Below are 12,383 nucleotides of genomic sequence, written 5' to 3' on the forward strand. Positions count from 1 at the left end.
GGCGCGGACAGGGGACACAGCCGCGGCCGACGGGGTCGCGGCCCCAGCAGAGTAGGAGCGCTCTCGTGCGCCTCATGAGAATCCTGGCCGTGGTGGCGGCGCTGATCGTGCCGGGCGTGCTGCTGACCGGCACGCCGGCCGTGGCCTCGACCGCGCCCGGCCTGTTCGCGGTCACCGACTACAACGGCGGCCTGGTGCGCGGATCCGGCGTCACCACCGTGGTCCGGCAGTCGGCGGGCCGGTACGAGGTCCGCTTCCAGCAGAACATGGACCCGTGCTCGTACACCGCGGCCATCGCCGGCCCGGGGAACGAGATCGTCTACGCGCCCGGCGTGGTGACGGTCGCCAGCGGCGGCACGGAGATGGACGTGCATGTGGAGACGTTCACCTCGCCCGGTGGCACGCTCGCCGACTTCCCGTTCCACCTGCACGCGATGTGTCCCGGCGACAGCGACTGGGCCGTGGTCGGCGACACCGGCACGCTGGCCCGCGGGTCCGCCGCGGTCACGTCCGTGGTCCACCTCGGCGCCGGCCAGTACGAGGTCAGACTGAACCGGCCGGTGTCCGGCTGCGCCTACGTGGCGACCCGCGGCCACACCGGCTGGACCGGCGTCGCCGCGCCCGGCACGATCTCCACCGCCACCCGGTCCGGCAACCCGAACGCGATCTGGGTGGAGACCAGGACCATCCCCGGCACGTTCACCGACAGTCCGTTCCACCTCCAGGTGCAGTGCCCGGATCCCGGCAGCGTGAGCCGCTGGGCCGTGGTCCGCGCGGACGGGAGCCTGGCCCGCTCCGCATCACCGCTGATCAACTCCGCGAAGATCGGCCCAGGGCAGTACCGGGTGTTCCTGCTCGGCGGGAACTCGTACGGCTGCGCCTTCGTGGCCGTGCCGGGCGCCCCGGCCGCGGGCTCGGCCGGCCAGCAGGTGCTGGCGTTCACCACCCGTGACGCCGAGTTCCCGGACTGGGTGGTCCGGGTGGAGACCAAGAACGTCGGCGGCGGCCTGACCGACGTGCCGTTCCATCTCCAGGTCAGCGGCGCCTGCTGACCACCGGGACGGCGGCGACCGAACGCTCCGGGCGCCGCCGTCCCGCTCAGCCGAACTGACGCCACCCGCAGAGGACCGCCGCCAGCACCGCGCCCGCACCGGCGACCAGGAGCCCGCGCCGGGGACCGGGCGTGGCCAGCAGCGCCGCGACCGCGGCCATCGCGCCGAGGCACAGCAGATAGGCGACGTGCCAGGGCATCGACACGGGAAGGAAGCCGATGATGCGGCCGCCGGCGTTGATGTCCAGCTCGGCGAACGGCGCCAGCGCGCTCCACACCGGACGCCGGAACTCGGCGCCGGACCCCTGCACCCACAGGACCAGCGCCAGCATGACCGAGGCGGCCGCGCCCGGCCACGGCAGCCACCGCGCGGTCATCACCCCGAGCTGCCCCGCGGCCAGCACGGTCACCGGCGGCACGGCCAGCTCCGGCAGGCCTGGCCGGACCAGCGGCGGGCCGGGCATCGCCCGGTGGGCCAGCACGGTCACCACGACGACGAGAACGGTGAGCGCGGCCGGCCCGGCGGTGGCGACGAGCGCGGCCGCGGTCCGCTGCCGGAGATCCACCGGGACGACGGCGACGACGTGGGTCATACCGGCGCGCCGCTCCCGGGACGCGGTCAGGTTGGCGGCGAAGAACGCTACCGGTCCCAGCACGAAGCCGGGGAGCAGCGTCATCGCCTGGTAGTGGTCCAGCGCCGAACCGTGCAGCGCGCGCAGGCACAGCACCTGCGCGAGCAGACAGCCCAGCACCACCAGCGGGCTGCGGAGCAGACGCGCGGCCTCCCAGCGGCCGAGCCGCAGCGGGGGACATTCATCCATGTCACCACTGTCGGCCCTCCGTGGCCGGACGGTTCAGCGGTCCAGCAGCTGGGCCAGGTGCAGGGACGGGCGGTCGCGCAGGTCGGCGACCTGGGTGCGGCAGGAGAAGCCGTCGGCCAGGACCACGGCGCCGGGCGTGGCGTCCAGCGCGGGCAGCAGGTTCTGCTCCGCGACCGCGACCGACACCTCGTAGTGGCCGATCTCGACGCCGAAGTTGCCGGCCAGGCCGCAGCAGCCGGCCAGCCGCGTGACCGTGGCGCCGGTGGAGGCCAGCAGGTCCGCGTCCGTCTTCCAGCCGAGCACCGCGTGGTGGTGGCAGTGCGGCTGCGCGACGACCTCCACGTCGGACAGGTCCGGCGGCGTCCAGCCGGGCGTTGCCGACAACAGCTCGGCCAGCGTCTTCACGGACGAGGCCACGGCGGCGGCGTCCGCGTCGCCGGGGAGCAGCTCGTGGATGTCGGATCGGAGCACGGCGGTGCAGCTGGGCTCGATGCCGACGATGGGGATGCCCTCGCGGGCATCAGGAGCCAGGGCCGCCACGGTACGCGTGAGGATCTTCTTCGCCGCGTCGAGCTGCCCGGTGGTGATCCAGGTGAGGCCGCAGCAGACCGACCCGGACGGCAGGCGGGGCTCGTAACCGGCCGCACGCAGCACCCGGACCGTCGACTCCGCGACCTCCGGCGAGAACGCGTCCGAGAACGAGTCCGCGAACAGGATCACCGGGGTGCCGCCCGGCGCCGGCGCGAAGGTGCGGCGGAACGGCTTGCGGGCGAACGCGGGCACCGACCGCCGCCCGTCCACCCCGGCCAGCCACAGCGCGATCTTCCCGACGCCCGGCAGCCGGACCCCGAGGTTGGCCAGCCTCGGCGCCCACCCCGCCAGCCGCGCCCAGAACGGCAGCTTCCCGAGCGTGTAGTGCGACCGCGGCCGCAGCTTCCCCCTGTAGGTCTGGTGCAGCACCTCGGACTTGTAGGTGGCCATGTCGATGCCGGTCGGGCAGTCCGACGCGCAGCCCTTGCAGGCCAGGCAGAGGTCCATGGCGTCGTGCACGTGCGGGTCGGCGAACGACAGCTCGCCGCGCACGACCTCCTGCAGCACCCGGGCCCGCCCGCGTGTGGAGTCCTTCTCCTCGCGCGTGGCCAGGTACGACGGGCACATCACGCCGCCGGCCGCCGAGTTGTCCGCCCGGCACTTGCCGACGCCGGTGCAGCGGTGCACGGCCTGCCCGAGGTCGCCGTCGTCGTGCGGGTACGCCATCGCGAGCGCCTTGATCGGGAACCGCCCGGCCGGTCGCACGTCCGCGTCGATCGGGTCCGGATCCACCAGCACGCCGGGATTGAGCAGGTTGTCCGGGTCGAACGCGTGCTTGACGGCGCCGAACAGCGCGATCGCGTCCGGCGAGTACATGTGCGGCAGCAGTTCGGAGCGGGCGCGCCCGTCGCCGTGCTCGCCGGACAGCGACCCGCCGAACTCGCCGACCAGCTTCGCCGCATCGGTCAGGAACTCGCGCATGATCTTCGTGCCGCCGGGCTGGTCCAGCGGCAGGTCCAGGCGCACGTGCATGCACCCGTCGCCGAAGTGCCCGAACGGCGCGGAGGTCATGTCGTACGACGCGACCAGCTCGTCGAACCGGGCCAGGTACGCGCCCAGCTTCTGCGGCGGCACGGCCGCGTCCTCCCACCCGGGCCAGGCCGGCCGGTCCGAGGGCGCGCGCCCCGCCAGCCCGGCGCCGTCCTCGCGGATGCGCCACAGCCGGGCCTGCGTGGCCGGATCCGTGACGACCAGGGCGTCCTCACCGATGCCGTCCCCGGCCAGCTTCCGTGCCCGCGCCTCCACCTCGCCCGCATCGTCGCCGGCCAGCTCCACGAACAGCCAGGCACGGCCGCGGGGGAGGGCCGGGACCGCGTCCGGGCCACGGCGGGCACGCAGCACGTCCAGCAGCCGGGAGTCCAGCCCTTCGCAGGAGGTCGGGCCGTGCGCGACCACGGACGGGGAGGCCTCGCCGGCGGCCACGATGTCGGCAAAGCCGAGCACGACCACGACGCGGACCGGCGCGTCCACGACCAGCTTCACGGTCGCCTCGGTGATCACCGCGAGCGTGCCCTCGGAGCCGACCAGCGCCTGCGTCAGGTCGAAACGCTCGGGCAGCAGGTGGTGCACGGCGTAACCGGAGACCTGCCGGCCGAACCGGTCGAACTCGGTGCGGGCCGTGGCCAGGTGCCGGCCGAGGACCGCGCGCACGTCATCGACCAGGTCGTCGGCGCCGCGGACGAAGGGGGCCCCCGAGTCGTACCCCGTGGAGAAAGATTTTCCTGAAGCGGTCAGCAGGGAGAGGCCGGCCACGTTGTCGGAGGTGCGGCCGTACGCCAGCGATCGCGAGCCGCAGGCGTTGTTGCCGATCATGCCGCCGATCGTGCAGCGGGGGTGCGTCGACGGGTCCGGGCCGAACCGGACGCCGTGCGGGGTGGCGGCCTTCTGCAGGACCGCGTGCACGGTGCCGGGCTCGACCACGGCGGTCCGCGCCTCGGGATCGACGCTGAGGACCCGGTTCAGGTGCCGGGAGAAGTCGAGCACGATGCCGCGGCCGACCGCGTTGCCGGCCACGGAGGTGCCGGCGCCGCGGGACGTGACCGGGACGCCGGTCTCCCGGGCGACCGCGAGCGTGGCCGCGACCTCGTCGACGTGCCGCGGGCGGACCACGGCGAGCGGCGGGATGCGGTAGAGCGAGGCGTCGGACGCGTACATGCCGCGCGTGCCCGCGTCGGCGCGCACCTCGAGCCCGGCCTTCTCGAGGGCCGCCACCACGTCAGTCATGCGTAACATGTTACTCATGCCCCAGCTCAGCCTGCCGTCAGAGGCGCCCTCGCTCGCGGACGCGGTCGCCCAGGCGGTCCGCGACGGCGTCGCCGCCGGTCAGCTCGTGCCGTCCCGGACCTACTCGGTGTATCAGCTGGCGGAGCTGCTCGGCGTGTCCCGCAGCCCGGTCCGCGAGGGGCTGCTGCGGCTGGAGGCGGCGGGGCTGGTGGAGATCCAGCGCAATCGCGGGTTCCGGGTGCTGCCACCGCGCGCGGCGGACGTGGAGGAGATCATCGGCATCCGGCTGGCGCTGGAGCCGGACGCGGCCCGGCTCGCGGCACTGCACGGGACGGACGCGCAGCACGCGCTGCTGAGGGACACGCTGGACACGATGGCGCGCGCGGACGGTGAGGCGTTCTGGGCGGCGGATCGGGCGCTGCACGACCTGCTGCTGCGCACCGCCGGGCGGCCCCGGTCGGCCGCGATCGTGGCGCAGCTGCGGACCACGACCGCGCTGCTCGGACCACCCACGACAGCCAGCGGGCGTACGCTCGCGGAGATCCACGCGGAGCACGAACCGGTCGTCGCGGCCGTGCTGGCCCGGGACGGTGACGCGGCGTTCGCGGCGATGCGCGCGCACCTTTCCGCCACGGGTGCACTGTTGATGGCGAATCTGGATGTCTAATCTAGCGGGCGTGCCAGGATCATCGTTGACCGCCGTTGTCCGTCCCGCCGTCGAAGCCGACGTGACCAGCATCGCCACGATCTGCGCCACGGCTTACCGCGAGACCTACCGCGAGCTGCTGCCCCAGGGATACATCGACCGCTCGGTGGTCGCGTTCTACGACGCGGACCGGGTCGCCGAGGAGATCTCGCCGTCGCCACCGGAGTGGTTCGGCTACCAGGTGATCGAGGAGGACGGCCGGGTGCTCGGCGCGGCCGGCGGCGGCATGCTCGGCGCCGGGCGGGGCGAGCTGTCCCGCGTCTACCTCGAGTCGGCCGCGCGCGGGCGAGGCCTGGGGACCGCGCTGCTGGAGAGCGTCACCGCGCAGATCCGCGCGGCGGGCGGGACCGAGATGTGGGTGTCGGTGTTCCTCGGCGACCGCGCGGGCATCGGGTTCTACCGGGCGCGCGGCTTCGAGCCGAAGGACACGGTGCGGGCCGCACTGTCCCGCATCGACGACCACATCGTCAGCCTGCGGATGTGCCGAGTGCTCAGCTGAGCCCGGCGTGGCCGCCGCACGCGTGCGGGGTCGCTCGACGCGACCGTCATCGCCGCGCGTGCGGTCCTCCGGGCGGTCGCCTGACCATGGCGACGCTGTCCGGCGGGCCGACGGCGACCCACCAACCTTCACCTGAGCGCGGCCGGTCACCCGACTGCGGCTGGTCATCCGACTGCGGCCGGTCACCCGACCGTGGCCGGTCACCCGAGCGCGGCCTCCCGCCAGCGGCTGCGGAAATCCGCGGCCCGGTCCGCATCCCAGCGCGGGGCATAGACCACGCTCGGCGTCCACGGCACCACCGCGTCCGTGAGGCTGAGGCCGGGCTCGACAGCCATCCGGGCCATCGCGGCCGCGCCCATCGCCGTGGCGTGCGGTGACGCGAACACCTCCACCTCGGCCCGCATCACGTCCGCGACCGCCTGCATCAGCGTGCGGCATTCGGTCAGCCCGCCGTCCGCGCGCAGCCTGCGCAACGGCCGGCCCAGGTCGCGGGCGACCGCGTCACCGAGCTCGGCGACCTGCGCCGCGATGCCCCGCAGCACCGCGGTCACCAGGTGGCCCGCGGTGGTGGACAGCGTCATCCCGGTCAGCGACGCGGTCGCGTCCGGACGCCACCAGGGCGCGGCCAGCCCGGCCAGCGCGGGCACGGCCAGCACGCCGCCGTCGTCCGGCGCGGCGACCCGGTCCAGGTCCGCGGCCTCGGCGATCAGCCCGAGCCGCTGCATCCAGCGCACGGCGGACGCGGCCGCGTACACCTGGCCGTCCAGGCAGTAGACCGTGGAGTCGCGCACCCGCCAGGCGACGGACGCGGCCAGGCCCGCCCGCGAGCGGGTCGCGCCGGAACCGGTGTTGACCAGCAGGAACGCGCCGGTGCCGAACGTGCACTTCGCGTCGCCCGGCGCCAGGCAGCCGCCGGCGGCCAGCGCGGCCTGCTGGTCCACGATCAGGCCGCCGACCGGCAGCGTGCCGCCGAACGCGGTCGTGGTGCCGACCACGGCGTCACAGTTCACGATCTCGGGCAGCGGTTCGTGCTCCAGGCCGAACAGCGCGAGCAGCGCCGGGTCCCAGCTGGTGGTGTCCAAGCCGGTCACCAGCGAACGGCTCGCGGTGCTCACGTCCGTGACGAACGCGCCGGTCAGGTGGTGCAGCAGCCAGGTGTCCGACGTGGTCACCACGCCGGCGGTGGTGACGTGCCGGCGCAGCCAGGCCATCTTAGGCGCGGAGAAGTAGGGATCGAGCACCAGACCCGTACCCTCGGCAAAGGTCTGTTGGTGCTCTTCGAGCGCGGCGCAGATCGGCTCGGCCCGGCGGTCCTGCCAGACGATCATGTCGGACAGCGGCGTGCCGGTCTCCGGATCCCAGGCCAGCACGGTCTCGCCCTGGTTCGCGAGCGTGACCACGTCGACCGGCAGGCCGGCCCGCGCGACCGCCTCCCGGCCGGCGTCGATCACGCTGTCGAGCAGCGCGGCCGGGTCCTGCTCGACCGCGCCGCCGGGGGAGTAGCGCGGCTGCACGGCCCGCGCGGCCGCGCCCGCGAGGTGCCCGTCCGCCGCCACCACGATCGCCTTGGTCCCGGACGTGCCCTGATCGATGCTGAGCACAGTGGTCATTCGCCCGATCCTCGGCGCGCGCGGGACGGGCGACAACCGCACGCCTACTCAGAAGAGCACCTCCAGCGACGCGAGGCGGTGGCTGACCGGCGGGGCGGGCACGAAGTCCGGGCGGTCGTAGGCGGGTCGGAGGGCCGGCATCCGGTCCAGCAGGATCCGGAAGCACTCGTCCGCCTCCATCCGGGCCAGCGACGCGCCGAGGCAGTAGTAGGTGCCGGTGCCGAACGCCATGTGCCGGCTGCGGCCGCGGGACACGTCGAACCGGTCCGGGTCCGGGAACACGGCCGGGTCCCGGTTCGCCGCGGCCAGCGAGACGAAGACGTGCGCGCCCGCGGGCAGCAGGTGGCCGCCGACCTCCACCGGCTCGACCACCTTGCGCTGGATCGCGCCGGCCGGGCCGTCGAGGCGCAGCATCTCCTCGACCGCCATCGGCATCTGCTCCGGGTCGGCGCGCAGCGCGGCCAGCACGTCCGGGTTCTGGAAGAGCAGCACCAGACCGTTCGCGATCAGGTTCGCCGTGGTCTCGTGGCCGGCGAACAGCAGCAGCACGCAGTTCGCCAGCGCCTCGTCCTCGGTGACGATGCCGTCCGCCTGGGCCGCCACGAACATGCTGAGCACGTCCTCCCGCGGCTCGGCGCGGCGCTGGGCGGCCAGCCCGCGCAGGTAGTCGTGGAACTCCATCATGCTGTCCTGGCAGCGGCGCAACGCGGCCAGGTCACCGCTCTGACCGAAGACGATCAGCACGTCCCGCGACCATGCCTGCAGCCGCTCCCGGTCCGCGACCGGCATGCCGAGCATCTCCGCGATCACGTTCGCCGGCAGCGGGTAGGCCAGGTCGCGGATCACCTCCATGCTGCCCTTGCCGGCCACCGCGTCCAGCAGATCGTGCGTGATCTCGCGGACCCTGGGGCGTAGCCGGTCCACCATGCGCGGCGTGAAGTACTTCTTCAGCAGCAGCTGGAAGCGCCGGTGATCGGTCGGGTTCGTGTGCCCGACCCACAGCGTCACCGCCTCCCGCAGCGGCGTCAGCTCCTCGCGCTGCTCCGGCGTCAGCGCCTCCATCGCACGCATCATGTTCGCCGTGTCGAGGCGGGTGTCCTGCAGGACGGACACCACATCCGCGTGCCGGGTCAGCAGGTAACCGCCGAACCGCGGCAGCCAGGCGACCGGGCTCTCCTCGCGCACCCGGTGCAGCCACGCGGTCGGATCGGCCAGCACCTCGGGAGTGGTGACGTCATACTCACGTACCGTAGCTGGTTTTTCGCTCATGCCTGGTGATTCTCGTCCAACGCAGCGATCAACATCTATGCCTGATCTGCAGTTTTCTGGATAATCCGCTGCCGAGCGGTGCTCAGGGCTGCTGCCGGAGGGCGGCCACGAGCGTGGTGGCCAGGAGGGCTACCGGGCGGTCGGCATCCGTGGTGAGCTGCTGCAACGCCGTCAGTGCGACGGTTCCGGGCATTTCGGCGAAGGCTTGGACCAGGCGCAGGCGTACCGCGGGATCGGTGGTCCGGAGTTCTGTGCGCAGCGCGGCCATGATGCGGTCGGCCCAGGCGGGATCGGCGGCCAGCGCGCCCAGCAGTTCGGCGGCGTCGACGTCGTTCGGGCCGTCGACCACCATCGAGACCAGCGTCGGGACGGCACGGGTCTCGCCGCGGGCGCCGAGCGCGAGCGCGGCCTGGCGGCGGGTCGCCGCATCCGGATCGGTCAGCGCCGCGCCGAGCAGCGCGTCCGCGTCGTCGCCGGGGAGGGCGGCCAGCGCGATCACCGCGCGTCGGCGCACGTCGGCGTCGTCCGAGGCCATGCCGGCGGCCAGGCCTGCCACGCCCTCCCCGCCCGCGCGGGCGAGCGCCCAGCGCAGCGCGCCGGCCACGTAGGGGTCGGATTCGGTGAGCACGGCCTCGGCCAGCACCCGGGCCGGCGCGCTCTCGGCGGGGGCCAGGATCGCCTGCTGGCGGCGTTGCGCGCTGTGCGAGCCGAGGCCGCGCAGCAACTCGACCACGCGCGCCACGTCCTGCCAGTCCGCGGGGCCGGTGGCGTCGACGGCCCGCAGGCGTTCCAGCAGCTCACGGTCGCGGCGCAGGCGCTCCTCGGTCTGCGCGATGAGGTCGCCGACCAGCGCGGCCGGGGTGAAACGGGGTTCGTCGAGCGCGCGGGCGATCTGGCGCAGCGACAGGCCCAGCGACCGCAGGCCCTCGACGTGGAAGATCCGGCGGATGTCGTCCGGCGTGTACTCCCGGTAGCCGCCCACGGTGCGGCCGGTCGGCCGGACCAGGCCGAGCGTGTCGTAGTGGCGCAGCATCCGGGCGCTCACGCCGGACCGCCGCGCCACCTCACCGATCAGCACGTTCCTCCTCGCGGTCGTCGTGGCGGGGCACGCCGGACCTCGCCTCCTCCTCGACGGTGACGGTGAACGCGGCCTCGGGGTCGTGGAGCAGGCGGGCGGTGGCGCGCGCGTGGGCGCGTACCGCCGGGTCGGGGTGCGTGGTGGCCAGCGCGATCGCCGGTTCGGCCTCGTCGCCGAGCGTAACCAGTGACCGGCTCAGACTGCGCCACACGTCGCGCTCGCCGCGGCCGAACTCGGCGGCCAGCTCGCCGGCCAGCGCCTGCGCTTCGTCGGCGGGCACCAGCGCGACCGCGGTGCGCCAGGCGGTGCGCGCGACCTCGTCGTCCGCGTCATGCAGCAGCGCCGGCGTGATCGCGGGCCATGTCTCCGGGTCGCCGATCTTGGAGAGCGTGTGCAGTGCCTGGCTGCGGGCCTGCGCGACCGGGCTCCGCAGCTCCGTCAGCAGCCTGGGGACCGTCACGTCCTGCGGCAGCCGGGTCAGCGCCCAGGTCAGCATGTCCCGGACGAAGAAGTCCGGCTCGACCGCACACCGCGCCACCAGCACATCTGCCACGCCGGCGTGTGCCCGCGTGCCCACCGCCAGCGCGGCCTTCAGCCGCACCGACGAGTTCCCGGAACTCAGCATCTCCGACAGGCCCATCGAAACCACCTCCGCCCGCCAGTCAAAGCCTTGTCACTGTGACAAGGTCAAGTCTCCGCCGCGACCGCCCGTCGTGGTCTCTTTGCCACGGTGATGACCGCCCGGTCGGGTCCTTGGTCTGAGCCGGTGCGGCGCGGAAGTGGAAGGGAGGAGCGCCAGCGACGACCGGTGCCCGCGGGAGCAACGCTGCCGGACCACCGCGAAGTGGGAATCTCTGCCTTTGTGCTCTTGGGGTCGTGGTTACCGAAAGGTGCCTGGCTCTCGAAAAAGTGCCTTCTTCCCTGGTCGGCAGCGGTCTCTTACGGTTTCTGAGTAACCGAAAGAGAGGAAGCACAGACATGGCCGTCACTCTGATCAACCCCGCCGGGCTGCCCGAGGTCCCGATCTACCGGCAGGTGTCGGTCGCGACCGGGACGACGCTGATCCACGTCGCGGGGCAGATCGCACAGGATGCGGACGGCAATGATGTCGGCGTCGGTGACCTGACGGCGCAGGTCGCGCAGGCCTACCGGAATGTCGGGATCGCGCTGGCGGCGGCCGGGGCCACGTTCGACGACGTGGTGAAGCTCGTCGTGCACGTGGTCGACTGGACGCCGGACAAGATGCCGCTGCTGCTGGACGGCATCGCGCGGGCGTCGGCGGAGCTGGGCACGGTGCCGCTGGCGCCGGCCTCGCTGTTCGGCATCGTGACGCTGGACGTGCCGGAGCACCTGGTCGAGATCGAGGCGACCGCGGTGCTCTAGGCGTCGTACTCGGCGCGGGACGCCTCGATCTGCCTGAGGTAACGCTGCGTCCAGCCGCACATCCCGTCGACCACGCCGCGGAGTGCGTCACCGGCCTCGGTCAGCGTGTACTCCACGCGCGGCGGCACGGTGGGGTAGACGGTCCGCGAGATCAGGCCGTTGCGCTCCAGCAGCCGCAGGTTCTGGGTGAGCATCTTGTGACTGATGCCGCCGACCTCGTCCCGCAGCTCGCTGAACCGCATGGTGCGCTGCCCGAGGAACTCGATGATCAGGAACGCCCACTTGTTGGCGATGTCGGAGAAGATCTCCCGCGCCAGCGAGTCGGCCCTGGCCAGGTCGGCCTCGGGCGGCAGCGTGCTGATCTCTCGCCTGGTTCCCATCCGACCACTCTAAAGAGGCGCGTGGACCGCCCCGGCCCGGGTAACGCGCTGTCATGGCGAGAGTGGCAGTCATCACGGGCTCGGAATCGGGCATCGGCCGGGCGATCGCGGTCGTGCTGGCCGAGGCCGGTTTCGACATCGGCATCACCGCGCACGCGGATCTTTCAAAAGCCGAGAAAACCGCCGAGGGGGTACGCGCCGCGGGGCGCCGGGCCGAGATCGGAGCGCTGGACCCGACCGCGCTGCCCGGCGCCGCGCGGGTGGTCGACGAACTCGCGGACGCGCTCGGTGGCCTGGACGTGCTGGTCACCTGCGCCGGGACCGGCATCGGTACGCCGGCCGCCGATACCGCCGACAAGGACTGGCGGCAGGTGTTCACGGGCGGGCCGTTCATCTGTGTGCAGCGCGCGGTCCACCGCATGATCGCGGGCGGGCGGGGCGGTCGCATCATCACCATCACCGGCGTGCCCTCGCCGCGCGCCCACCACACGGCCGACGGCGGTCTCGGCCTGCTCACCACGGTCATGGCGCAGGAGCTCGGCGCGCACGACATCACGGTCAACTCGGTCGCGCCGGGCGAGGATCAGGACCCGCACGGCATCCCGCTCGGCCGGCCCGGCGGCGCGCGCGAGGTCGCGGCCGTGGTCGCCACGCTGGCCGGCCCGGCCGGCTCCTACGTCACCGGCGCGTCCTGGACCGTCGACGGCGGCCGGCAGCTGATGGGCCCGCACGCCGGATCACACCTGAACGGCGACGACCGGCGTTCATGACC

General features: G+C 73.4%; 12 protein-coding genes. 5 read left to right on the forward strand and 7 right to left on the reverse strand.

Going from position 1 to position 12,383, the window contains the following annotated elements:
- Nucleotides 1-65: 65 nt before the first annotated feature.
- Nucleotides 66-1,052, forward strand: a complete 987-nt coding sequence (locus tag OP04_RS50775) for a hypothetical protein (RefSeq protein WP_198154199.1) — start codon at nt 66-68, stop codon at nt 1,050-1,052.
- Nucleotides 1,053-1,098: 46 nt separating this feature from the next.
- Here the strand turns inward: OP04_RS50775 and OP04_RS43475 are convergent, their stop codons facing one another.
- Together OP04_RS43475 and OP04_RS43480 are read right to left on the reverse strand one after the other, a co-directional pair.
- Nucleotides 1,099-1,872 carry a hypothetical protein gene (locus OP04_RS43475; RefSeq protein WP_033345887.1) on the reverse strand — a complete coding sequence of 258 codons (774 nt, stop codon included), beginning with the start codon at nt 1,870-1,872 and terminating at the stop codon, nt 1,099-1,101.
- A 33-nt stretch (nt 1,873-1,905) separates the two neighbouring features.
- On the reverse strand, nt 1,906-4,686 hold the full coding sequence (locus OP04_RS43480) for an FAD-binding and (Fe-S)-binding domain-containing protein (RefSeq protein ID WP_232323959.1): 2,781 nt from the start codon (nt 4,684-4,686) through the stop codon (nt 1,906-1,908).
- Between the two features lie 16 nt (nt 4,687-4,702).
- Between OP04_RS43480 and OP04_RS43485 the strand changes: the two genes are divergently transcribed.
- Both OP04_RS43485 and OP04_RS43490 read left to right on the forward strand, forming a co-directional pair.
- On the forward strand, nt 4,703-5,353 hold the full coding sequence (locus OP04_RS43485) for a GntR family transcriptional regulator (protein ID WP_033345889.1): 651 nt from the start codon (nt 4,703-4,705) through the stop codon (nt 5,351-5,353).
- A 25-nt stretch (nt 5,354-5,378) separates the two neighbouring features.
- Nucleotides 5,379-5,891: a GNAT family N-acetyltransferase gene (locus OP04_RS43490; protein ID WP_198154201.1), complete on the forward strand. Its 513-nt coding sequence runs from the start codon at nt 5,379-5,381 to the stop codon at nt 5,889-5,891.
- Between the two features lie 200 nt (nt 5,892-6,091).
- Here the strand turns inward: OP04_RS43490 and OP04_RS43495 are convergent, their stop codons facing one another.
- The 4 genes from OP04_RS43495 to OP04_RS43510 form a co-directional block, all read right to left on the reverse strand.
- Nucleotides 6,092-7,501 carry an FGGY family carbohydrate kinase gene (locus OP04_RS43495; RefSeq protein WP_033345890.1) on the reverse strand — a complete coding sequence of 470 codons (1,410 nt, stop codon included), beginning with the start codon at nt 7,499-7,501 and terminating at the stop codon, nt 6,092-6,094.
- A 48-nt stretch (nt 7,502-7,549) separates the two neighbouring features.
- The gene (locus tag OP04_RS43500; protein WP_033345891.1) at nt 7,550-8,770 is read right to left on the reverse strand and encodes a cytochrome P450; all 1,221 of its coding nucleotides are present in this window, start codon (nt 8,768-8,770) and stop codon (nt 7,550-7,552) included.
- Between the two features lie 82 nt (nt 8,771-8,852).
- The gene (locus OP04_RS43505) at nt 8,853-9,848 is read right to left on the reverse strand and encodes a MerR family transcriptional regulator (RefSeq protein ID WP_033345892.1); all 996 of its coding nucleotides are present in this window, start codon (nt 9,846-9,848) and stop codon (nt 8,853-8,855) included.
- Nucleotides 9,835-10,488 (reverse strand): HEAT repeat domain-containing protein, encoded by a 654-nt coding sequence (locus OP04_RS43510; RefSeq protein WP_051799967.1) that lies wholly within the window; start codon nt 10,486-10,488, stop codon nt 9,835-9,837. Before OP04_RS43510 ends, OP04_RS43505 begins: the two co-directional genes overlap by 14 nt.
- 338 nt (nt 10,489-10,826) lie before the next feature.
- Here OP04_RS43510 and OP04_RS43515 point away from each other — a divergent pair, with 338 nt between their 5' ends.
- The gene (locus OP04_RS43515) at nt 10,827-11,231 is read left to right on the forward strand and encodes a RidA family protein (RefSeq protein WP_033345893.1); all 405 of its coding nucleotides are present in this window, start codon (nt 10,827-10,829) and stop codon (nt 11,229-11,231) included.
- Here OP04_RS43515 and OP04_RS43520 read toward each other — a convergent pair.
- Nucleotides 11,228-11,611 (reverse strand): winged helix-turn-helix transcriptional regulator, encoded by a 384-nt coding sequence (locus OP04_RS43520; RefSeq protein ID WP_033345894.1) that lies wholly within the window; start codon nt 11,609-11,611, stop codon nt 11,228-11,230. The two genes, OP04_RS43515 and OP04_RS43520, sit on opposite strands and share 4 nt — an antisense overlap.
- 53 nt (nt 11,612-11,664) lie before the next feature.
- Here OP04_RS43520 and OP04_RS43525 point away from each other — a divergent pair, with 53 nt between their 5' ends.
- Complete coding sequence (locus OP04_RS43525) at nt 11,665-12,381, forward strand: SDR family oxidoreductase (protein ID WP_063746877.1); 717 nt, start codon at nt 11,665-11,667, stop codon at nt 12,379-12,381.
- Nucleotides 12,382-12,383: the final 2 nt, after the last annotated feature.

The organism is Catenuloplanes japonicus, assembly GCF_000717135.1.
Classification (GTDB): domain Bacteria; phylum Actinomycetota; class Actinomycetes; order Mycobacteriales; family Micromonosporaceae; genus Catenuloplanes; species Catenuloplanes japonicus.